This is a genomic window from Plantibacter elymi (nom. nud.), assembly GCF_900177795.1.
GTDB classification, from domain to species: Bacteria; Actinomycetota; Actinomycetes; order Actinomycetales; family Microbacteriaceae; genus Plantibacter; species Plantibacter elymi.
This window is the reverse complement of the sequence record NZ_FXWJ01000003.1, coordinates 78,088-100,103: the sequence shown is the minus strand read 5'-3', so window position 1 is coordinate 100,103 and position 22,016 is coordinate 78,088. Positions and strand designations below refer to the sequence as shown.

Annotated in this window: 21 protein-coding genes and 1 pseudogene; 15 read left to right on the top strand and 7 right to left on the bottom strand. The window is 69.6% G+C overall.

All coding sequences use genetic code 11. The features are described from left to right. Positions 1-12 precede the first annotated feature (12 nt). Both CCK91_RS09985 and CCK91_RS09980 read left to right on the top strand, forming a co-directional pair. Entirely contained in the window at positions 13-915 is a 903-nt protein-coding gene (locus CCK91_RS09985; protein WP_086473904.1) for a phosphodiesterase, read from the top strand. A gap of 177 nt (positions 916-1,092) precedes the next feature. Then, complete coding sequence (locus CCK91_RS09980) at positions 1,093-2,571, top strand: aspartate ammonia-lyase (RefSeq protein WP_086474295.1); 1,479 nt, start codon at positions 1,093-1,095, stop codon at positions 2,569-2,571. 74 nt (positions 2,572-2,645) lie between these two features. Here CCK91_RS09980 and CCK91_RS09975 read toward each other — a convergent pair whose 3' ends face one another. Then, on the bottom strand, positions 2,646-3,548 hold the full coding sequence (locus tag CCK91_RS09975; protein WP_086473903.1) for a fumarylacetoacetate hydrolase family protein: 903 nt from the start codon (positions 3,546-3,548) through the stop codon (positions 2,646-2,648). 328 nt (positions 3,549-3,876) lie between these two features. On the opposite strand from CCK91_RS09975, the gene CCK91_RS09970 reads away from it, so the two are divergent. After that, a complete protein-coding gene (locus tag CCK91_RS09970) occupies positions 3,877-4,251 on the top strand; it encodes an FKBP-type peptidyl-prolyl cis-trans isomerase (protein WP_064294480.1) in 375 nt (124 codons plus the stop codon). An 88-nt stretch (positions 4,252-4,339) separates the two neighbouring features. Continuing rightward, the gene (locus CCK91_RS09965) at positions 4,340-4,870 is read left to right on the top strand and encodes an adenine phosphoribosyltransferase (protein WP_086473902.1); all 531 of its coding nucleotides are present in this window, start codon (positions 4,340-4,342) and stop codon (positions 4,868-4,870) included. Positions 4,871-4,873: 3 nt separating this feature from the next. On the opposite strand, the gene CCK91_RS09960 is transcribed toward CCK91_RS09965, so the two are convergent. Continuing rightward, positions 4,874-6,190, bottom strand: a complete 1,317-nt coding sequence (locus CCK91_RS09960) for an MFS transporter (protein ID WP_207568209.1) — start codon at positions 6,188-6,190, stop codon at positions 4,874-4,876. A 131-nt stretch (positions 6,191-6,321) separates the two neighbouring features. On the opposite strand from CCK91_RS09960, the gene CCK91_RS09955 reads away from it, so the two are divergent. Together CCK91_RS09955 and CCK91_RS09950 are read left to right on the top strand one after the other, a co-directional pair. Then, the gene (locus tag CCK91_RS09955; protein WP_086473901.1) at positions 6,322-6,753 is read left to right on the top strand and encodes a pyrimidine dimer DNA glycosylase/endonuclease V; all 432 of its coding nucleotides are present in this window, start codon (positions 6,322-6,324) and stop codon (positions 6,751-6,753) included. 44 nt (positions 6,754-6,797) lie between these two features. Beyond that, a complete protein-coding gene (locus CCK91_RS09950; protein WP_085513075.1) occupies positions 6,798-7,079 on the top strand; it encodes a YdeI/OmpD-associated family protein in 282 nt (93 codons plus the stop codon). Positions 7,080-7,116: 37 nt separating this feature from the next. Here CCK91_RS09950 and CCK91_RS09945 read toward each other — a convergent pair whose 3' ends face one another. Further along, positions 7,117-7,752, bottom strand: coding sequence for a hypothetical protein (locus CCK91_RS09945; RefSeq protein WP_086473900.1), 636 nt, complete (start codon positions 7,750-7,752; stop codon positions 7,117-7,119). A 168-nt stretch (positions 7,753-7,920) separates the two neighbouring features. Between CCK91_RS09945 and CCK91_RS09940 the strand changes: the two genes are divergently transcribed. Next, entirely contained in the window at positions 7,921-8,961 is a 1,041-nt protein-coding gene (locus CCK91_RS09940) for an LLM class flavin-dependent oxidoreductase (RefSeq protein ID WP_064294475.1), read from the top strand. 33 nt (positions 8,962-8,994) lie between these two features. On the opposite strand, the gene CCK91_RS09935 is transcribed toward CCK91_RS09940, so the two are convergent. Both CCK91_RS09935 and CCK91_RS09930 read right to left on the bottom strand, forming a co-directional pair. Continuing rightward, entirely contained in the window at positions 8,995-9,267 is a 273-nt protein-coding gene (locus tag CCK91_RS09935; protein ID WP_086473899.1) for a protealysin inhibitor emfourin, read from the bottom strand. A gap of 41 nt (positions 9,268-9,308) precedes the next feature. Then, positions 9,309-10,418 (bottom strand): M4 family metallopeptidase, encoded by a 1,110-nt coding sequence (locus CCK91_RS09930; RefSeq protein WP_242664502.1) that lies wholly within the window; start codon positions 10,416-10,418, stop codon positions 9,309-9,311. 151 nt (positions 10,419-10,569) lie between these two features. Between CCK91_RS09930 and CCK91_RS09925 the strand changes: the two genes are divergently transcribed. From CCK91_RS09925 to CCK91_RS09905, 5 genes are all read left to right on the top strand, one after another. Next, entirely contained in the window at positions 10,570-11,733 is a 1,164-nt protein-coding gene (locus CCK91_RS09925; protein WP_079707385.1) for an LLM class flavin-dependent oxidoreductase, read from the top strand. After that, entirely contained in the window at positions 11,730-12,359 is a 630-nt protein-coding gene (locus tag CCK91_RS09920; RefSeq protein WP_086473898.1) for an FMN reductase, read from the top strand. The genes CCK91_RS09925 and CCK91_RS09920 overlap by 4 nt, the downstream gene beginning before the upstream one ends. 148 nt (positions 12,360-12,507) lie before the next feature. Next, positions 12,508-13,296, top strand: coding sequence for a hypothetical protein (locus tag CCK91_RS09915; protein WP_086473897.1), 789 nt, complete (start codon positions 12,508-12,510; stop codon positions 13,294-13,296). 102 nt (positions 13,297-13,398) lie between these two features. After that, positions 13,399-13,668 carry a 30S ribosomal protein S15 gene (rpsO, locus tag CCK91_RS09910; RefSeq protein ID WP_056012204.1) on the top strand — a complete coding sequence of 90 codons (270 nt, stop codon included), beginning with the start codon at positions 13,399-13,401 and terminating at the stop codon, positions 13,666-13,668. A 248-nt stretch (positions 13,669-13,916) separates the two neighbouring features. After that, positions 13,917-15,404 (top strand): amino acid permease, encoded by a 1,488-nt coding sequence (locus CCK91_RS09905; RefSeq protein ID WP_071262327.1) that lies wholly within the window; start codon positions 13,917-13,919, stop codon positions 15,402-15,404. 144 nt (positions 15,405-15,548) lie between these two features. Here the strand turns inward: CCK91_RS09905 and CCK91_RS09900 are convergent. Then, positions 15,549-16,034, bottom strand: a pseudogene (locus CCK91_RS09900) (DedA family protein); the annotation flags it as partial. Positions 16,035-16,151: 117 nt separating this feature from the next. Between CCK91_RS09900 and CCK91_RS09895 the strand changes: the two are divergent. Beyond that, entirely contained in the window at positions 16,152-17,072 is a 921-nt protein-coding gene (locus CCK91_RS09895) for an NADP-dependent oxidoreductase (protein ID WP_086473896.1), read from the top strand. Here CCK91_RS09895 and CCK91_RS09890 read toward each other — a convergent pair. Continuing rightward, on the bottom strand, positions 17,062-18,174 hold the full coding sequence (locus tag CCK91_RS09890) for an acyltransferase family protein (RefSeq protein WP_242664501.1): 1,113 nt from the start codon (positions 18,172-18,174) through the stop codon (positions 17,062-17,064). The genes CCK91_RS09895 and CCK91_RS09890 overlap by 11 nt on opposite strands. Before the next feature lie 117 nt (positions 18,175-18,291). Between CCK91_RS09890 and CCK91_RS09885 the strand changes: the two genes are divergently transcribed. Both CCK91_RS09885 and CCK91_RS09880 read left to right on the top strand, forming a co-directional pair. Then, positions 18,292-19,374 (top strand): FUSC family protein, encoded by a 1,083-nt coding sequence (locus CCK91_RS09885; RefSeq protein WP_086473895.1) that lies wholly within the window; start codon positions 18,292-18,294, stop codon positions 19,372-19,374. A 301-nt stretch (positions 19,375-19,675) separates the two neighbouring features. After that, complete coding sequence (locus tag CCK91_RS09880) at positions 19,676-21,967, top strand: polyribonucleotide nucleotidyltransferase (RefSeq protein WP_079707114.1); 2,292 nt, start codon at positions 19,676-19,678, stop codon at positions 21,965-21,967. Positions 21,968-22,016: the final 49 nt, after the last annotated feature.

Genomic DNA, 22,016 nt, shown 5'->3' with positions numbered 1-22,016 from the left:
TAGACTCGGACCATGACTTCCGACGTCCGTTTCGGTCAGTACCCGGCTCCCGACAGGGTCATCGTCCATCTGAGCGACCCGCACCTCCTGGCCGACGGTCGACGCCTCTACGACGCGGTCGACGTGCAGGCCAACCTGGAACAGGCCCTCCGTCAGATCGAGCGGATGCAGCTCCGGCCCGACGCGATGGTGTTCACGGGCGACCTCGCGGATCTCGGAGAGGCCGACGCCTACCGTCGACTCCGGGAGCGGGTCGAGCCCGTCGCCGAGCGACTCGGCACCACCATCGTCTGGCTCATGGGCAACCACGACGAACGGTCGGTCATGCGGACGGAGCTCCTCGACCTCCCGGCGGGGGAGCAGCCGCTCGACGCCGTCTGGGACTTCGGCGGCTTGCGCGTCATCGGCCTCGACTCGACCGTCCCGGGGTGGCACCACGGCGAGCTCGAGGACAGCCAGCTGGAGTGGCTGGAGTCGGTGCTGGCCACGCCGGCGCCGCTCGGCAGCATCCTCGCCATGCACCACCCGCCGGTGCCGTCGAGCATCCCGTTCTTCGACATCCTCGAGCTCCGCGACCAGCACCGGCTCGAGGCCGTGCTGCGCGGGAGCGACGTCCGGGCCATCCTGGGCGGCCATCTGCACTACTCCACCTCGAGCACCTTCGCCGGCATCCCCGTCCAGGTCGCCAGCGCGAGCTGCTACTCGATGAACCTCTCGCTCCCGTCCGTGGAGGTGAACGGGATGTTCGGCGGTCAGTCGTTCAACCTGGTGCACGTCTACGACGACCGCATCACCCACTCCACGGTCCCGCTCGGCGACTACACCACCGCCGACACCTTCAGCGCGGCGTTCGTCGACCGCATGGCCGCCCTGACCCCGGCCGAGCGGCTGGAGGCGTTCTCGCGCAAGCGGTGACCCACGGGCGCTGAACCGCAGGCACGGAACCGTCTCGGGTCCAAGACACCGCGAAGGCGTCGGGGATCGCACCCGGCTACGCTGGAAGGGACATCCACCCACCAGGCAACGGAGCCACGAGTGACGATCAGCACCACCAGCAGCAGCATCCCCACCACCCTTGGAGGAGACGACGACATGGCGGACAGGACGAACAGCGACGAGACTCGGACGGAGTCGGACTCACTCGGTTCGATGGAGATCCCGGCCGACGCGTACTGGGGCATCCACACGGCACGCGCGCTCGAGAACTTCCCCATCACGAAGCGTCCGATCTCCGTCTACCCCGACCTCGTCGTCGCCATCGCGAGCGTCAAGCAGGCCGCCGCCCGCGCGAACGCCGAGATCGGGGTCCTCGACCCGGCGAAGGCGAACCTCATCGACCGCGCGTGCCAGATCATCATCGACGGCGACTTCCACGAGGAGTTCATCGTGGGCGTGATCCAGGGCGGCGCGGGTACGTCGACGAACATGAACGCGAACGAGGTGATCACGAACATCGCGCTCGAGCTCGCCGGCCACGCCAAGGGCGAGTACCAGTTCCTGCACCCGCTCGACGACACCAACCGGTCGCAGTCCACCAACGACGTCTACCCGACCTCGATCAAGATCGCGCTCGCGTTCTCGCTGCAGTTCCTCCTGACGGAGCTCGGCCTGCTGCGCGACTCGTGCAGCGCGAAGTCCGTCGAGTTCTCCCACGTCCTCAAAGTCGGGCGTACGCAGCTCCAGGACGCCGTCCCGATGACCCTCGGGCAGGAGTTCCACGGCTTCGCCACGACGCTGAACGAGGACTACGACCGCCTCCACGAGACCCTCTGGCTGCTCGCCGAGGTCAACCTCGGTGCCACCGCGATCGGGACGGGGATCACCGCCGACCCGCGCTACGCGGAGGCCGTCGTCCGTCATCTCAACCAGATCACGGGCCTCGCGCTCACGACGGCACCCGACCTCATCGAGTCGACGAGCGACGCCGGCGGGTTCATGTCGTTCAGCGGCACCCTGAAGCGGAGTGCCATCAAGCTCTCCAAGATCTGCAACGACCTGCGTCTGCTGTCGAGCGGTCCGCAGGCCGGCCTCGGCGAGATCAACCTGCCGCCCCGACAGGCCGGATCGAGCATCATGCCCGGCAAGGTCAACCCGGTCATCCCGGAGGTCGTGAACCAGGTCGCGTTCAGCGTCGTCGGCGCCGACATGACGGTCACGATGGCGGCCGAGGCCGGGCAGTTGCAGCTCAACGCCTTCGAACCGGTCATCGCCCACTCGCTGCTGCAGAGCATCGTCTGGATGGCACAGGCGTGCAAGACGCTGCGGGTGAACTGCATCGACGGCATCACGGCGAACGAGGAACGGCTCGAGGTGATGGTCGGCGCGTCCGTCGGTGTCATCACCGCCCTGACCCCGTTCATCGGGTACCAGTCGGCTGCGGCGCTCGCGAAGACCGCGCTGCTCACGGGCCGCAACGTCGCGGACCTCGTGGTCGAGGCCAACCTCATGACGCGCGACGAGGTGACGAAGCAGCTCTCGCCCGCGCGGCTCTCGGGGATCGAGGCCATCACCTCGGCCATCCCGATCATCGACCTGCCGATCCCGGGAGCGGATTCCGACCCGAGTCGCTGACCGACGCGGCTGTGCACGACGAAGCCGTCCGGACCAGGGTCCGGACGGCTTCGTCGTGTGCTGTGGGGGAGCGGCTAGCCGGCGGTGACCGTGCAGTGCGTCGTGAGCGATCCGACGCCTTCGACGGACACGGTGACCGCCGCGCCGTCGGTCAGGAAGACCTGCGGGTCGCGCGAGTATCCCGCGCCGCCCGGGCTGCCCGTCGAGATGAGCGTTCCGGGCAGGAGGGTCGCGGAGCCCGACAAGTGTTCGATGAGCGTCGCGACGCTGCGGACCATGTGACTGGTCGAGGAGTCCTGGAGCGTCACGCCGTCGAGGACGGTCGAGATGTGGAGGTCCTGCGGGTCGGGGATCTCGTCCGCGGTCACGACGACCGGGCCGGTCGGGGTGAACCCGTCGAAGGACTTGCAGCGCGACCACTGTGCCTCGGAGTACTGGATGTTGCGGGCGGTGATGTCGTTGACGACGGTGTACCCGAACACGTACCCGAGCGCATCGGCCGCATCGACGTCGCGAGCGGCCCGGCCGATGACGACACCGAGCTCCGCCTCGTAGTCCACCTGCTCGCTGATCGCCGCGGGCCAGCTCGTGGTGCCCTCGTGACCGGTGAGCGAGTTCGCCCACAGGCCGAAGATGGTGGGGGCGTTGTCGGTCTTGAGGTTGAGCTCCTGCGAGTGCGCCGAGTAGTTGAGCCCGACCGCGAGGATCGTCGGCGGACGGAGGACCGCGGACGCGTGCACGAGCCCGTCGAGGGGTTCTCCGCTGACACCGTGGGCGAGCGACGTCTCGACGAAGCTCCGCACGCGGTCCAGCTCGGCCGGGCCGCGTTCGATGAGCTCCTGGAGGTCGCGCGGGGCGTCCTCGAGGATCTCGTCGAGGAACACCGCCCCGGAGTCGCTGATGACGGCGAGTCGGACCCGCGGCTCTGCGGGGGTACTCGGCTGGTGGTCTGTGGCGACGAAATGGGCGAACTTCACCCGTCTACGGTATCGCAGGCGCGTCGGGCGCGGGCGTTGTGGACATACCGGTCCGAGCTGCGGGTGCCCGGACACGACGGAACGGGACGCGGACGGATCCCCGGGCGGCGGCCCCGGACAGACTCATCGCCCGGTGCTGCGGCAATGCCTGCGAGTCGCCCGGGCGATGAGTTGGTCTGTTCCTCCAGCATGCACCCGGGTGCCGCGGCCCGCAACCCCCAAGTACCGGGCGCAGCGCCACGACCACGCCACCCGGCGTCGGCCCGGGGCGTCACGCGCTCAGCGAAATCCGCGTGAACCGGTCAGGCGGAACTGCTTGGATGGAGTCATGACCGATTCAGCACGCACCAAGCCCGAGGTCGACGCCCCCACGGGCCCGGCCCCCACCGAACTCGTCATCGAGGACATCTTCCTCGGCGAAGGCGACGAGGCGCAGGCCTCCTCGACCGTCGACGTCCACTACCTCGGCGTCGGCTACGACTCCGGCGAGGAGTTCGACTCCTCGTGGAGCCGCGGGCAGTCCATCAACTTCCCGCTGCGCAACCTCATCCAGGGCTGGCAGCACGGCATCCCCGGCATGAAGGTCGGCGGCCGTCGCAAGCTCACGGTCCCGCCGGAGCTCGCCTACGGCCCGGCCGGCAGTGGCCACCAGCTCTCCGGCCAGACGCTCGTCTTCGTGATCGACCTCCTGGGCGTCAAGTAACCATCCGCAGGTCACCCCTCGTCTCTCTCGACCGACGCGTCGCTGAGGCGAGGGGTGTCGCATGTCTCCCAGACCGAACGAGGACCACATGACCACCGCAACCCAGTACGTCGACCGTCTGACGGCGACCATTCCGGACTTCCCGACGCCCGGCATCCTGTTCCGCGACCTGACCCCGGTCTTCGCCGACGCCGACGCCTTCCGCGCCATCATCGACGAGCTGGCGTCGCGCTTCGAGGGTCGCTTCGACGCCGTCGCCGGTGTCGAGGCCCGTGGGTTCCTGCTGGCCGCGGCGGTCGCGTACGCGACCCACACGCGACTGGTCCCCATCCGCAAGGCGGGCAAGCTGCCGGGTGAGGTGCTCCGCGAGGACTACGGACTCGAGTACGGCGCCGCCGCCCTGGAGCTGCGCACCGAGCAGCTGCCGGCCGGGACGCGCGTGCTCATCCTCGACGACGTGCTCGCGACGGGCGGCAGCTGCGGTGCGGCGGTCAACCTCATCGAGCGCGCCGGATACGAGGTGGCAGGGCTCGGGCTGGTGCTCGAGCTCGAGGGGCTGCCCGGCCGAGCCTCGCTCAGCGGTCGCGACGTCTTCTCGATCGCCACGGCTCCCGCCTAGGCGCTACGGCGTCGGCGTCCTGGCGTCGTAGCGGCGGAAGGCCCCTTGGACGCGGACGAGCGTCCAGACGAGCACGACGACGATGAGTCCGCCGGCGAGCGCCGGTACCCAGAGCGCGAAGGCCGAAGCCGCGAGGCCGATGTAGAGGTCGCCGACGCGGGGTCCGCCGGTCACGACGACGGTGAAGACGCCCTGCAACCGGCCTCGGACGGCATCGGGCACGGCCGCCTGGAGGATCGTCATCCGGAAGATCGAGCTGATGTTGTCGGCCGCTCCGGCGACGGCGAGTGCGATCGCCGCGATCACGATGGCGGGCAGGTTCGCGTCGGCGGCATCGTGCGTCGCCGTTCCGGAGAACGTGACCCACGCGAGGACCGCGCCGAAACAGGTGATGGCGAGCCCGTAGACGATGATGGCCCGCTCGATGGCACGGCCCTGGCGGTCGATCCGGCCGAGTCGTCCGGAGACGAGGCTCGACAGCAGTGTGCCGACCGCGCCGGCCGCGGTCAGGACCCCGACGGTGATCGCGCCGCCACCGAGCAACAGGGTCCCGACGGCCGGGTAGAGCACCCGTGGGTTGCCGAACGTCATCGCGACGATGTCGACGATGAACGTCATCCGGACGTTCGGAGCCGTCCGGAGGAAGGTCCAGCCGTCGACCAGGCTCGCGAGGCCCGGAAGCCGACTGACGCCGCCTTCGGGCAGGATCTTCGGCAGCGACGCGATCCCGAGGAAGGCGGCGACGAACAGCACGACGTCGATCGTGTAGGTCCACCGGAAGCCGACGCCGGCCACGAGCACCCCGGCCAGCGCTGGCCCGACGGTCACCATGACGCCCGCTGCGATGCCGGACAACGCCGCGGCGGACGGCAGGAGGCGGGCCGGCAGCAGCCGGGGGAGGATCGCCTGCCGCGTCGTCCCGACGATGGTCGTCGACACGGCGTTGATCGTCGTGAGGAGGTACAGGGGCCAGACCACCTCTGAGCCACTCCAGGCGAGCACCGCGATGATCGCCGTCGACACCCACGTGACCACGGCGGCCGTCAGGGCGACCGTGCGTCGGTCGAACGCGTCCGCGAGCATGCCGCCGTAGAGCCCGAAGCAGATCATCGGGATGAGGGCGATGACGCCCACGAGCGAGACGGCGAACGTCGACGCGGTGAGGTCGTAGACCTGGAGGCCGACGGCGACGATGGTCATCTGACCGCCGATCCCGGTGATCGCGCCGCCGATCCACAGCCGGGCGAAGGCTGGACTCTCCCGGAGCGGACTCAGATCGACGAGGAGCCCGCGCCGCCCGGATGCGGGTGCAGCGCTCACCGGGGCATCGGGTGACGGGATGGTGCGCGCTCAGACATGCACCTCAGCCTACGCGCGTCGCGGCAGGGCTCCGCGGCGAGGGCAGGGGCTGCCCGGAGTCGGTTGTCAGCGCCCTCGGGCAGGATGGAGTCATGCGTCTCTGGTCGATCCATCCCCGGTACTTCGACGCCCAGGCGCTGACCTCGTCCTGGCGTGAGGGGCTGATCGCCCAACGGGTCCTGCAGGAGCCCGGATCGAGCCTTCGTGCACACCCGCAGCTGCAGCGCTTCCTCGAGGCCGACGAACCGCTGGAGGCGATCGCGGCCTACCTCAACGGTGTCGCCGACGAGGCGCAGGAGCGCGACATCGTCTTCGACCGTGCGCGTGTCGTCGCGGCCGGCGTCCTCCCGGAACCCCTCGTCGTGACCGACGGCCAGCTCGACTACGAATGGGGCAACCTGCGACGGCACCTGCTCGGACGCAGCCCCGACGTCGCGTCCCGGTGGGCGAAGGTCTGGCGACCGCAGCCGCACCCGGTGTTCGTCGTCGTCGGCGGTGGCGTCGCGTCGTGGGAACTCGCCTGAGCGACCCGCTCGACGGCTGAGGCCCGAGCCACTACCGTTGCGGCATGGGCAGACACGCTGATGTGGGAGCCGCGCCGTTGTCGGCGACCGGTACGGTGGTGCGGCTGCGGCCGGACCTCGAAGAAGCGATCGATGACGCGGGGAGATTGGCGTTCTTCCGCGGCTTGCCGAACAGCGCGCAACGGGAACTCGCGCTGTGGGTCGAGCGCTCGAAGGACACACACCGTGAATCACGGATCGAAGCGGTCATCGAGTTGCTCGCCCAGCGGGCCGTGGAACTCCGGACAGCCGCTCCGGCGCGGACCGCGGGTGGTCAGCGGCGCTGACGGACACGCGTCGGCGCGCCGAGGGTGCCGTCAGGCCTCAGAATCCGAAGTCGCCGCCGCCACCGAAGTCGCCGCCGCCACCGCCGAAGTCGCCGAATCCACCGTCACCCCAGCCGCTGCCGTCGGCGGAGGTGTCGGCTGCGGAGGCGTCGGTCGCCGCGCCGTCTCCCGCCCCGGCCTCGGCACCGCTCTGATCGGCGCCGCCGGCATCGGTCCCGACGGTGTCCGGAATGAACGCCTGCGCGATGGCCGAACCGACCACGACACCGGCGATGGTGCCGAGCATCGAGCTGGCCAGCATGCCGCCGAAGCCCATCCCGCCGCCCTGCGGACCGAGGTTGCGCTCGAGGATCCCGGGCTGCCGCACTTCGGCCCGGGTGGCCGAACGTGCGAGGGCCTTGGGGGAGTCGTCTGCCGGTGCCTCACCGGTCGGGGCGTCCTCCGACAACTGGCGGTACAGGATGCCCCGCTGCTCGGGGGTGAGCTTCGTGAAGGCCTCTTCGTGGACCTGTTCGATGGTCTCCGGCGGCGCGGTGCGCAGGAGGTACCGGTAGCGTTCGACGGCGATCTCGTCCTCCGTCCGCGCGGGGGCCGAGGCGGGGCTCCCGCCGCCCGTCGCCTGGACAGGTCCATCGGACTCGGGGCGTCCGAGCAGTCGATCGAGGAATCCCATGCTGTGCTCCTTCACGGTCGCGGGCGTCCAGCGTACGCGTCAGGTGCGGCATCCGGCTTGGATCGCCCTGGGAATCCGCTGCGGTCGCCGAGGCGGAATATGTCAGGCCGTCCGAGCGCTGCACCCTGATGCGCCTGTCGCCGTTCGGCAGCGCGACGAAAGGTGACCATGCGACTCTCGATACTGGATCTCATCCCCGTCCGCACCGACCAGGACACAGCTGCGGCACTCGCCGCGACGATCGCCCTGGCGAAGCGCGCCGACGAGCTGGGGTACCACCGGTATTGGGTGGCCGAGCACCACAACATGCCGTCCGTCGCATCCACGAACCCCGCGGTCGTCATCGGCATCCTGGCCGCCGCCACGCAGCGGATCCGGGTCGGCTCCGGCGGCGTGATGCTCCCGAACCACGCGCCGCTCGTCGTCGCCGAGCAGTTCGCCCTCCTCGAGGCCTCCGCGCCCGGTCGCATCGACCTCGGCCTCGGCCGGGCTCCCGGCAGCGACCCCGTCATCTCCGCCGTGCTCCGCCAGTCCGGCAACACGAGCGACGTCGACCGGTTCCCGAACAACGTGCAGGACATCGTCGCCCTCCTCGGCGTCGACGGTGCGAGCGTGCGGATGACCTCCGGCGAGGAGTACGCCCTGCGGGGGACGCCGAAGGCCGGCAGTGTGCCGGACGTGTGGTTGCTCGGTTCGAGCGACTACTCGGCGGCGCTCGCCGCAGCACTCGGACTGCCTTACGTCTTCGCGCATCACTTCTCCGGCCAGGGGACGGCTCGGGCCCTCGAGCTCTACCGGTCCAGTTTCCAGCCGTCAGCACATCTCGACGCGCCTCGCACCTTCCTGACCGCGAACGCCGTGGTCGCCGACACGGCCGCCGAGGCGGAGGCGTTGGCGCTCCCCAACCTGCAGCAGATGGCGAGACTGCGTTCCGGCAAACCGCTCGGACCCATCGCGACCGTCGAAGAAGCGGCCGCGACCGAGCAGAGCGATCTCGAGCTCGGTTTCGTCGAGCAGATGCGCGCTGCCTGGATCATCGGCGACGCCGACCAGGCTGCGGCGGAGCTGCAGGGTCTCGCCGACCGCTTCGGTGTCGACGAGGTCATGGTGTCGCCCGTCGGGTCGGCACGGGAGGGCACGCCGTCGAACTCGGCGCCCGCACGTGAGCGGACGATCGAACTGCTGGCGGAGCGCTTCCCGCAGCACTGACGCCGTCGGCGTCACGCGACGGGCGGGGAATCGTCAGTCGCGTGGCGGCTGGACGGCGCGCACCCGTTCGACGAGTTCCTGCCGGGGTCCGGTGAGCTGCTGCTCGCCGAGGGTGGCCTCCTTGGGCGCGCATCTGATGCGGTAGACGTACCGATCCGGGACCGGTGGTCCTTGTGGGGTGTCGTCCCACGGGAGGCGCTCGAGCAGGACGATCCACCGGTCGGCGTCGGGCTGCTCGTCGACGACGACCTCCCAGCGTCGGGTGAGACCGGCGACACCGCCGCTCCTCGTCACCGTGACCTTCATGCCGCGATGCTACTCCGCGAGCCCGGGCGCTGCCACGACGCTCAGACGGACGGCTCGATGCCGACGAGCGCCCACGCCTGCCCGACCGCGGTGTGCTCCTCCGAGTCCACACCGAACCTGGCGGCGGCCGCAGCGATCGTCGCCGCGGCGAAGGTCGCGAAGTCGGCGCGCTCCGACAGGCCGCCGACGAGGGTGTCGTACCAGATGAGCCCCGCACGCTCCCAGGCGTTGCCGCCGAGGGCGACGGCGAGTGTCGCGAACGCCCGGTTGGGGATACCGGAGTTGAGGTGGACGCCTCCGTTGTCGTCGGTCGTCTCGAGGTAGTCGTCGAAGTGCGCCGGCTGTGGGTCCTTGCCGAGGACGTCGTCGTCGTAGGCCGTGCCCGGGGCGAGCATGGAACGCAGTGCGTTGCCCTCGACCTCGTCCGTGAAGAGCCCTTCGCCGATGAGCCAGGAGGCCGATGCCGCGTCCTCGCCGCGCGCGTGCTGTTCGACGAGGGCGCCGAAGACGTCGGACACGTGTTCGTTGAGCGCTCCGGGCTGTCCCTCGTAGACGAGGTTCGCCGTGTACTGCGTCACGCCGTGGGCCAGCTCGTGGCCGATGACGCTGAGGGAGCTCGTGAAGCTGCGGAAGACCTCGCCGTCGCCGTCGCCGAAGACCATCTGCTCGCCGTTCCAGAACGCGTTGTCGTAGTCGTCGCCGTAGTGAACGGTGGCGAGCAACGGCAGCCCGCGGCCGTCGATGGAGTCGCGTGCGAACGCCTCGGCGAAGAGGGCGTGGGTGTCTCCGAGGCCGTCGTAGGCCGCGGAGACCGCGGCGTCGGTGGTGGCGGGCTCACCCTCCGAGCGGACGAGCGTGCCCGGGAGGGTCTCGGTCCGCCGGGCGTCGTGGATGCTGCGCTCCGGGGTGCCGACCGGACGCGTGCCAGCGGTGGCGCTGCGCACGGGGCCGGTGGCCCGCTCCGACCCGGGCTCGGGGAAGCGGTATGGTCGCGTGGCGAGCAGCGAGTACCGCGCGGCACTGGCGGCACGCGCCAGCTGCGGAGCGTCGAGTTCGGCGATGCGCTCGAGCAACCAGGGTGGGACGATGCCGCACACGTGCCGAGGGGCCGGTGTCGGCATGCTGGACGAAGGGTTCGGTGAGCCGTTCATGCGGTGATCCTGCCATAGCCCGCCGACACGGCGTGCGGCTCGCGCGGCGCGCTGTGGACAGGATGCCGAACGGGCCGGGAATAGCGCGGGCGTGAACGCCGTTGTCCTGAATATCCATGCAAACGCATGAAAGAACGAGTGGGAGCGCATGATGCAATTCGGAATCTTCACGGTGGGGGATGTCACCACCGACCCGACCACCGGGATCACGCCCACCGAGCACGAGCGCATCGAGGCGATGGTCGCGATCGCTGTGAAGGCGGAGGAGGTCGGTCTCGACGTCTTCGCGACCGGCGAGCACCACAACCCGCCCTTCGTCCCGTCGAGTCCCACGACCATGCTCGGTTACATCGCGGCGAAGACCACGGACCTCATCCTCTCGACGAGCACGACGCTCATCACCACGAACGACCCGGTGAAGATCGCCGAGGACTACGCCATGCTGCAGCACCTGGCCGGCGGCCGGGTCGACCTCATCATGGGCCGCGGCAACACGGGGCCCGTCTACCCCTGGTTCGGCAAGGACATCCGTGAGGGCATCAACCTCGCCATCGAGAACTACGCGTTGCTCCACCGCCTCTGGCGAGAGGACTACGTCGACTGGCAGGGCCAGTTCCGCACCCCGCTGCAGGGCTTCCAATCCACGCCGCGACCGCTCGACGGTGTGCCACCCTTCGTGTGGCACGGCTCCATCCGGAGCCCCGAGATCGCCGAGCAGGCGGCCTACTACGGCGACGGCTTCTTCGCGAACAACATCTTCTGGCCGAAGGAGCACTACATGCGCCTCATCCAGCTGTACCGTCAGCGGTTCGAGCACTACGGACACGGCACGGCCGCGCAGGCGATCGTCGGGCTCGGCGGTCAGGCGTTCATGGCGAAGAACTCGCAGGACGCCGTCGCCCAGTTCCGGCCCTACTTCGACAACGCCCCGGTGTACGGTCACGGGCCGACGCTCGAGGACTTCACCGAGCAGACGCCGCTCACCGTCGGCAGCCCGCAGCAGGTCATCGACCGGTACGCCGGGATGCGCGAGACCTTCGGTGACTATCAGCGTCAGCTGTTCCTCATGGATCACGCCGGGCTCCCGCTCGCGACGGTGCTCGACCAGCTCGAGATCCTCGGCGGCGAGGTCGTGCCGGTGCTGCGCAAGGAGTTCGCGAAGGACCGCCCGGCCGACGTGCCGGAGGCGCCGACGCACGCGTCGATGGTCGCGGCCGCTGAGGCGGAACTCGCGTCGCGCTCCGGTGCGGTCGAGACGAGTCGGGTCGCATCCGGTTCGGCGTTCGGCGCGGCGGCGGTCGGGGCGACCCGATGACCGCGAAGCGCACGCTCGCCGTCGTGTCGGCCGGTCTCAGTCAACCGTCGTCCACACGCCTCCTCGCCGACCGCCTCCGCGACGCCACCGTGGCGCGCCTCGAGCAGGACGGGTACCAGGTCGAGACGACGTCGATCGAGCTACGCGACCTCGCGCAGGACATCACGAACAACCTGCTGACCGGGTTCCCCAGTCCACGGTTGTCCGAGGCGATCGAAGCCATGACCGCCGCCGACGGCGTGATCGCGGTGACGCCGATCTTCTCCTCCAGCTACTCCGGTTTGTTCAAGTCGTTCTTCGACGTGGTGGAGCCGACCGTCTTGACCGGGGTGCCCGTCGTCCTCGGTGCGACGGGTGGGTCGGCCAGACATTCGCTCGCCCTCGAATACGCCGTGCGTCCCTTGTTCGCCTACCTGCGGGCGGTGACCGTGCCGACCGCCGTGTTCGCGGCCTCCGAGGACTGGGGGTCGGGCGACGCGCAGGTCGGCGCCCTGCCGGCGCGGATCGACCGCGCGGCCGGCGAGTTGAGCGCACTCGTGGCGGCCTCGGACCGTTCCGGGCGCCTGGACGACCCGTTCGCGCTCGATCGCCCGTTCTCCGAGCTGCTCGGCGGTCTCGGGGCCTGATCGGACGACTCCGTCCGATCGCCCCGACGCGGGCGGGGATCGGCGGGTGCGGTCCCGGCCTCCGTCGTTCCCAGGCTCGGCGCCCCGGTCTTTGGGATACTGGTGGCGTGCGTCGCCGTCCGGCGTCGCCGGAGGGAGTGGTGGCCAGGTGATCCCCGGAGCGCGTCGACTCGGTTCGCTGCTGAAGCGTGCCGCTCGTACCGCGGCGCTCGCCGTGGTGGCGGTGTCGATCGGCGCCGGATCCGTCGTCCTGCCGCTCGCCGCATCCGCTCCCGCGTCGGCCGTCGGCACTGGGACGATCGAGAGCCCGACCGACGGCGACACCGTCTACCGCGTCGACTACACCCTGGACGGCGAGCAGGTCAGCGGATTCGACGTCACCGGCACCGCCGACCCGGGTGCCGACGTCGTGCTGTCCTACTGGCGCTCGATCGACCTCTACGACTCGGCGAAGGCCTGCTTCAGCAGCTCCACGGCCGATGATGCGTCGTGCGACCTGCAATCCACCGGCGGGACGGGGGCGACCGAGTTCCGCTTCGACGGGCAGCCGATCGAGATCGGGAGCGACGGCGGATGGTCCACCAGGATCAACATGACCCAGTGGCTTCGCGGAGCGGACGCGGGGGAGTACGACATCACCCTCGCCCTCGTGTCGACGAACGCCGACGGCGGGGCCACGCTCGGCGACCCGGTCCGGCTCGTCTACGACTCCACGACGACCGCCGAGGCTGCCGAGGCAGCGGCTGAACCCGCGCCGAACGCCGGTGCCGGACCGCCGCTCTGGGTCTGGTTGCTCCTCGCCTTCCTGATCCTGGACCTCATCGCGCTCGCCCTCATCCTCGTGCTGCGTCGCCGACGCCGGGTCGCAGCCGGCGAAGCGGAGGAACGGGCGAACGCGAAGCGGCGCTCGACGCACCGCGAACCTCCCACGCTCTGAACCTGCTAGAATCACAAGGTTGCCGTCGAACGGCCGCGGATCAAGAGAGCCCACGCATCAGGCGACGGGCACCGCGCAACGAACAGAGAGGGGATCACCACTATGGCGCTTGAAGGAGACCGTAAGAAGGCGATCATCGAAGAGTACGCAACCCACCCAGGTGACACCGGATCCCCCGAGGTCCAGGTGGCGGTCATGACCCGCCGCATCAAGGACCTCACCGAGCACCTCAAGGAGCACAAGCACGACCACCACTCGCGTCGTGGCCTGCTGCTCCTGGTCGGACAGCGTCGCCGCCTCCTCGGCTACCTCCAGGCCGTCGACATCGAGCGCTACCGCTCGCTGATCGAGCGCCTCGGACTCCGCCGCTAGGCAGCACTCTGAACCCTCCGCCAGCTCACGAGACCCACGGTCCCTGAGCCTGTCGAAGGGCGCTGACACCGCGAGCTTCTTCGTGACGGGCCGTCATCCTTCGGGATGGCGGCCCGTTCGTGTTGTACCAGGAACCCGGCAGCCGGAGAACATCCCGTCTGCGACTCGACCTCAGCCTGCTCATCTGGCAAGGTCGAGAGTCGGCTTCGCGCGAGGCCACGAGGTACCGCACCACGGCAAGGAGCACCATGAGCATCTGGCGGACGAAGAGCATCGAGGACTCCCTCGCGGATTCCAGCGTCGAAGGGCGCAGTCTGAAGCGCACCCTCGGCACCTGGGACCTCATGATCATGGGTGTCGCGGTCGCGGTCGGCGCAGGCATCTTCTCCGTCGGAGCCAAGGCCGCGGGCAACTACGCTGGCCCGTCCGTGTCGCTCGCGTTCATCCTCGCGGCCGTCACCTGTGCTCTCGCCATCATGTGCTACGCGGAGTTCGCCTCCACGGTGCCTGTCGCCGGCTCCGCCTACACCTTCACCTACGCCACCCTCGGTGAGCTCCTCGCCTGGATCATCGGGTGGGACCTCATCCTGGAGATGCTCACCGCGGCCGCCGTCATCGCCAAGTACTGGGGCATCTACCTCAGCAACGTCTTCCTGCTCTGGGGCTGGGACGTGCCGAGCGAGCTCGACGTCTTCGGGCTCAAGGTCAGCTGGGGCGCGTTCGTCATCGTCGCGATCTTCACCACCCTGCTCGTCCTCGGGACGAAGCTGTCCTCGCGTGTCGCGAGCGTCTTCACGATCATCAAGGTGGCGATCGTCATCTTCGTCATCGTCGTCGGTGCCTTCTTCGTCAAGGCGGCGAACTACACGCCGTTCATCCCCGACGAGGTCCCGACGAAGGGTGGGGCGTCCGACGCCTGGTCGCAGTCGCTGTTCTCCTTCATGACGGGGGCCGCGCCCGCGCAGTACGGCGTCTTCGGTCTGCTCGCCGGTGCCTCACTCGTCTTCTTCGCCTTCATCGGGTTCGACGTCGTCGCCACGAGCGCGGAAGAGGTCAAGAACCCGCAGCGCAACCTGCCGCGCGGCATCTTCGGCGGCCTCGCCATCGTGACCGTCCTCTACGTCGGTGTGAGCCTCGTCCTCACCGGCATGGTGCCGTACACGACCCTCGCCGAGGCTGAGGACCCCTCGCTCGCGACGGCGTTCATCGCGGTGGGCGCGGACTGGGCGGCGCAGGTGATCTCGATCGGCATCCTCGCCGGCCTGACGACCGTCATCATGGTGCTCCTGCTCGGCCTCGCCCGCGTGGTCTTCGCCATGAGCCGCGACGGCCTGCTCCCGCGCTCACTCAGTGTCACCTCCGAGAAGCGGAAGACACCCGTGCGGGTGCAGCTCATCGTCGGCGCGCTCGTCGCGCTGATCGCCGGCCTGACCGACGTGGGCATCCTCGAGGAGATGATCAACATCGGCACGCTCTCCGCGTTCGTGCTCGTCAGCATCGCCGTGATCGTGCTGCGGAAGAAATATCCGAAGCTGCCGCGTGCGTTCCGCGTCCCGTGGTCGCCGTTCCTCCCGATCCTCTCAGCGGTGCTCTGCGTCTGGCTCATGCTCAACCTGACGACGCTCACCTGGGTGCGGTTCCTCGTCTGGCTGGCGCTCGGCTTCATCATCTACTTCGCCTACAGCCGCCGGCACTCCATCGTCGGCAAGAAGGCGCGGGGCGAGCTCGTCGAGTGAGGCCCGTGTCCGTCGCCGTCGTGCGGACAGGGCTGCGCTGATCCGGTCGACGGTCACGCCCAGGCCGACGGCGACGACGATCGAGACGGCGGTCGCGAGTACCGGCTGATCCGGGAGGAGCCGGCCGACGACGGCTCCGACGCCTACGTTCCACAGCGCCCAGGCGAGCCCTGCGAGGACGGTGATCGGAAGGTACCGACGGGGGCGGAGACCGCTCGCCCCGGCGACGAGGTTGACCGCGATGCGCGCGAACGGGATGTAGCGCGCGGTGAGGATGGCTGCCGCGGCGCGGCGCTCGAGTGCGACGCCCGCGCGTCCGATCGCGCGCGCGACCCGCGGGCGCCGCATCCAGGCGAACCGTGTGGTCCCGATCCGTCGTCCGAGGAGGTAGCAGGACACGTCGCCGGTCACGGCGCCCGCCCAGGCCACGCCGATGAGGAGGGCGAGGTCCGGCGAGCCGCTCGACGCCGAGATCGCTCCGAGCGCCGTCACCGCGGTTTCGCTCGGTAGGACGACCAGGAAGGCGTCGGCGACCGTCAGCAGGTACAGCGCCGGGAACACCCAGCCCGACGCGGCGATCTCGAGCAACCACGCCGTGATCGCCGTCTGCAGCTCATCGACCCATGCCATGCCCGTGATTCTCGCTCGGCCGGGTGAACGGCGCGTGACGTCCGCTGCGGCCAGGGTGGTCCTCGCCCGGGAAGCGTGTGAGCATGGAGGTCGGCGGAAGCCGGCTGAGGAGGCATCATGGCGAGGTTCGTGCGGTTCGACCGGTTCGGTGGTCCCGAGGTGTTCCACCTCGTCGAGGGCGACATCCCGGTGCCCGGCCACGACGAGGTCCGCGTCCGTGTCCTCGTCGCAGGGCTCAACCCCGTCGACCACAAGCTCGCGGCATCACCCGAAGCGCTCGCCTCCTTCGGACGGGACGTCCCGAGCGGGAACGGCAACGACTTCGCCGGGGTGGTGGACGGCGTGGGGAGCGGTGTCCAAGGATTCGCGACGGGCGACCACGTGTACGGCGGACACCGGTTCCACGCGCAGGCGGACTTCCTCATCGCTCCGGCCGGCATCCTCCATCATGTGCCGGACGGGCTCACCATCGAGCAGGCCGGCGCCCTCGACATCGCGGGACGCGCGGCGATCGCATCGGTCGCCGCCGTCGGCGTCCAGCAGCCGGACACGGTGCTCGTGAGTGCTGCTGCCGGCGGGGTCGGCGTGCTCGCCGCGCAGCTCGCCAGGCGGACGGGCGCGGTCGTGCTCGGCACCGCCGGCGCGGCCAATCAGGAGTTCCTCCGCGGTCTCGGCATCATCCCCGTCCAGTACGGCGACGGGCTGCGCGAGCGTGTCCTCGAGGCGGCCCCTGGCGGGATCACCGCCGTCATCGACACCCACGGCCGGCCCACCCTCGAGCTGGCGCGCGACCTCGGCGTCGCGCCGGAGCGGGTCAACACGATCGCGGACCGGCCCTTCGCCGCCGAGCACGGGTTCCGCGGCGTCGGTGGACAGGACGCGACGCTCGACGAGCTGGCAGCGCTCGGCGAGTCGATCGCGCGGGGTGAGATCGTCCTCCCCATCGACAGCGTGTGGCCCATCGAGCGGGTCGTCGACGCCTATCGCCACCTCATCGACGGTCACGTCCGCGGGAAGGTCGTCCTCGTCACCTCGTGACGTCGCGGCGCGATCCGGTCGGGTCGCTCCGAGGGGGCTCCGGGTCGAAGGCCCGCTTGCGACTGAAGATGAACGCCGCGCGGGGTTCGATGAGCGGTCTCGTGATGCGGCGCACGGGTCCGCTGGAGAGTACGATGACGATCAGGACGGACAGCACCAGCAGGCCGATGAGGACGAGCTCCGGGTTGCCCGTGTCGGTGAGGACGCCGGACTCACGCAGGGGGTAGAGCACGAAGGAGTGCAGCAGGTAGACGTACATCGTCGACTGTCCGTACCGGGTGATCCACGACTGGCCGCGGGGGACGAGCACGAAGAACGCCGCGGTGAGGACGACGGCCAGCAGGATCGCCGCGAGTCGCACCAGGCCGCCAGTCCCATCCTCGTTGCCGAGCGCGGTGTACCCCCGGTCGTAGAAGAACCAGTAGCGCAGGTCGATGCGCCGCCACAGGTCGATCCCGACGACGAGGACGACCGCCCACGCGATGAGGACGACGGCGGCGGCGATCCGGATCCACCAGGCCCTGGTGCGGACGAGACGCCAGCGGTCCACAAGACGCCACCGGTTGATCTGCCACCCGAGCACGAAGAACGGGAGGATCCCGAGTGCGCGCGAGAGCGAGAACGTGCTGTCGACGTTGTCGAGGTAGCCGACGCCGATCGAGATCACCACGCTCCAGAGCAGTGGCCAACGCAGGAGCGCGAGATAGGGCAGGACGAGGCGGAAGATGCCGAGCGCGAGGAGGAACCAGAGGGTCCACGACGGTTGGGTCGGGTTGAACGCGCGTTTGCCCTCGACGAGGAACTGCACGAGGGACCAGATCCCCTCCATGATCAGGTAGGGCAGGAGGATGTCCGTGATCACCCGACGCATCTGTCGTCGTCCGGGAGGGGCCGACTTCGAGAAGTACCCGCTGATGATCGCGAACGCCGGCATGTGGAAGGCGTAGAGGAACAGGTACACGACGAGCGCGGGGTCGGACTCGGAGGTCAGGCGCTGGATCGCATGGCCCATGACCACGAGCGTGATGCACGCGAAACGGGCGTTGTCCCAGAACGGGACGCGCTGCTTCGGGCGAGCGGCTGCCGGCGCGGGATGCGTCAACGTCACCTCCTGGGGTTCGCACCAGCGTAGCCCGGGGCGGCCCGCGCGACGACGGGGCCCGGGCGCCGGGCTCAGGATGGCGTAGCGTTGGATGGTTGCACGAGAGCGGAGGACCGGATGGCTGAACGCGGTCTGAAGACCTCACTGATCAGCTTCGCGCCATCGCCCAAGCGCTGGCCAGCCGCGCTGACCGCGGCCATCGCGATGGCCGTGCCGGTCGCGGTCGCGACGTTCTTCGGACTCACCCCGCTCGGCCTGCTCACCGGCCTCGGGGCGTTCACCGCGCTCTACTGCGCGCCGCTCAGCCGCCGGGACCGTCTCCGGGTGCTGCCGCTCATCGGAGCAGGACTCATCACGGCCGCGGCGCTGGGTGTCGCGATGTCGGGTTCTCGGCCGCTGACCGCGATCGGTCTCATCGTCGTCGGGTCGGTGGTGATCTGGCTGGTGCAGGGCATCGTCCTCGGCCCTCCGGGCGCGCTGTTCTTCATCCTCCTGTTCGGCATCGCCGGCCACCTGACCGCGCCCGTCCCGATCGGCGGCGCCGGGCTCGACGGCGGGCTGGTCATCCTCCTGGTGGCGGCCGGTTCCGCCTTCGCCTCGCTGGTGGTCGTCGCGCCGTTGCTCGTGCCGGCGGTCCGCCGCGGCGCGGGGAAGCCGACGCCGATGCGCGTGCTGTTCCCCGAGTACCGGCTGAGCGCGACCGACCGCCGGATCGCGACACGCCTGACGGTCGCGCTCGCGATCAGTGCGGTCCTCGGCGCGGTCCTCGGCCTCGGTCACGGGTACTGGATCGCCGGGTCCGCCGTCGCGATCCTCAGCGTCGGGCACTCGCGCACCCTGAGCGCGACACGCGGCGTGCACCGCGTGCTCGGGACGGTCGTCGGCGCCGGGATCTTCCTCGCCGTGGCCTCGCTCCAGCCGCACGGCTACATCCTCGCGCTCGTGCTTGCCGCCCTGCAGTTCACGATCGAGCTCGTCGTCATCCGGCACTACGCGTTGGCGCTCGTCTTCATCACGCCGCTCGTGCTCATCATCAGCACGTCCTCGTCGACGCAGCCGGTGCTCGCGATCGTGGGGGAGCGCGTGCTCGACACCTTCCTCGGCGCGGCCATCGCGATGCTCCTCCTGCTCGTGTCCTGGGGACGCGACCGCCGACACGCGGCGTCTCCGAATGCCCCTGGCGCCCCGCCCATCACCTGAGGATCCGTGTCGTTTCGGGGATCGCCGAACCCCCCTCTGCTAGGCTGACCGACGGCGGACCGTGATGGTCCGCTCCGCGCACAGCCAGCCGACAGGAAGCTGGTCCTCGGTGGTGTATCCCTCGCGATCCGCGGGTGGTGTTCTACTGGTGGCCAGCCAAGTCCCGGAAGACCGGGCGGCTTGAGCAAGTACTGCGGCTGTGTTGCGCGCTGCATCATGCACGACCGCGCTCGACGGCGCGTCCATTCGGGACGCGCGGCCCGTCACTCGACGGGAGCGCACACGTACGAAGGAGAGACCTGTGGAAGGTCCAGAAATCAAGTTCGCCGAGGCCGTTCTCGACAACGGCAAGTTCGGCAAGCGCACGGTCCGGTTCGAAGCCGGCCGCCTCGCGCAGCAGGCACAGGGCGCGATCGCCGCGTACCTCGACGAGGAGACCATGCTCCTCTCGGCCACCTCGGCCGGAAAGCACCCCAAGGACAACTTCGACTTCTTCCCCCTCACGGTGGACGTCGAGGAGCGTTCCTACGCCGCCGGCAAGATCCCCGGTTCGTTCTTCCGTCGTGAGGGCCGCCCCTCGACCGAGGCGATCCTCGTCTGCCGCCTCATCGACCGGCCGCTGCGCCCGTCGTTCGTCACCGGCCTCCGCAACGAGGTCCAGATCGTCATCACCGTCCTCTCGATCGCTCCGGGTGAGTTCTACGACGCCCTCGCGATCAACGCGGCGTCGATGTCCACCCAGATCTCGGGTCTGCCGTTCTCCGGTCCGATCGGCGCCGTCCGTCTCGCGCTGATCCCCGGCCAGGCCGGCGAGGCCGACCAGTGGGTCGCCTTCCCGAAGGTCGACCAGCTCGAGGAGGCCGTCTTCGACATCATCGTCGCCGGTCGCATCGTGACCGACGCCAACGGCAACGAAGACGTCGCGATCATGATGGTCGAGGCGGAAGCCACCGAGAACAGCTGGAACCTCATCAAGGGCGGCGCCACGAAGCCCGACGAGGCGGTCGTCGCGGCCGGTCTCGAGGCCTCCAAGCCGTTCCTCAAGCAGCTCGTCAAGGCGCAGAGCGAACTCGCCGCTCAGGCGGCCAAGGAGATCGCGGCCTACCCCGTGTTCCTCCCGTACACGCAGGAGAGCTACGACGCCGTCGCCGGTCTCGCACACGACGAACTGGTGAACGTCTACCAGATCGCCGACAAGATCGAGCGCCAGAACGCCGACGACGCCCTCAAGGACCGCGTCAAGGCGGAGATCACCGAGCGCGTCGAGGCCGGTTCGCTCGACGCCGAGGTGCTCACCCAGTTCTCGGCGGCGTACAAGTCCGTCTCGAAGGTGGTCATGCGCGGCCGTGTCCTCCGCGAGGGCATCCGCATCGACGGCCGTGGCCTGACCGACATCCGTCCGCTCGACGCCGAGGTGCAGGTCATCCCGCGCGTCCACGGTTCCGCGATCTTCCAGCGCGGCGAGACCCAGATCCTGGGTGTCACCACGCTGAACATGCTCAAGATGGAGCAGCAGATCGACTCGCTGTCGCCCGTCACGAAGAAGCGCTACCTGCACCACTACAACTTCCCGCCCTACTCGACCGGTGAGACCGGCCGGGTCGGTTCGCCGAAGCGTCGCGAGATCGGGCACGGCTTCCTCGCCGAGCGCGCACTCGTGCCGGTGCTGCCGAGCCGCGAGGAGTTCCCCTACGCGATCCGTCAGGTCTCCGAGGCCCTCGGGTCCAACGGTTCGACCTCGATGGGTTCCGTCTGCGCCTCGACCCTGTCGCTGCTGAACGCCGGAGTGCCGCTCCGCGCACCCGTCGCCGGTATCGCCATGGGCCTCATCTCCGACGTCGTCGACGGTGAGACCCGCTACGCGGCGCTCACCGACATCCTCGGCGCCGAAGACGCCCTGGGCGACATGGACTTCAAGGTCGCCGGTACCTCCGAGTTCGTCACGGCCATCCAGCTCGACACGAAGCTCGACGGCATCCCGACCTCGGTCCTGACCGGTGCGCTCCAGCAGGCCAAGGACGCCCGCACGACGATCCTCTCCGTCCTGAACGCGGCGATCGACGCTCCCGACGAGATGGCGCCGACCGCGCCTCGCGTCATCAGCGTCCAGATCCCCGTCGACAAGATCGGCGAGCTGATCGGCCCGAAGGGCAAGACGATCAACTCGATCCAGGACGAGACCGGCGCGGACATCTCCATCGAGGAGGACGGCACCGTCTACATCGGCGCCGTCGACGGTCCGTCGGCCGAGGCCGCTCGTGCCCAGGTCAACGCGATCGCGAACCCCACCAACCCGGAGGTCGGCGAGCAGTTCCTCGGAACCGTCGTCAAGATCGCCGCGTTCGGCGCGTTCGTCTCGCTGCTCCCGGGCAAGGACGGCCTGCTGCACATCTCCGAGGTCCGCAAGCTCGCCGGTGGCAAGCGTGTGGAGAACGTCGAAGACGTGCTCGGCGTCGGCCAGAAGATCCTCGTCGAGATCACGAAGATCGACGACCGCGGCAAGCTCTCGCTTGCTCCGGTCGTGGCCGATGAGGCCGACACGCACGGCAGCGACGCTGCCAGCGAGGGTCCTGAGGCCCCGGCCGAAGGCTAGGTCCCTCCAGCTGCACCCGAACGCCCGTCCCGCTTCCGCGGGGCGGGCG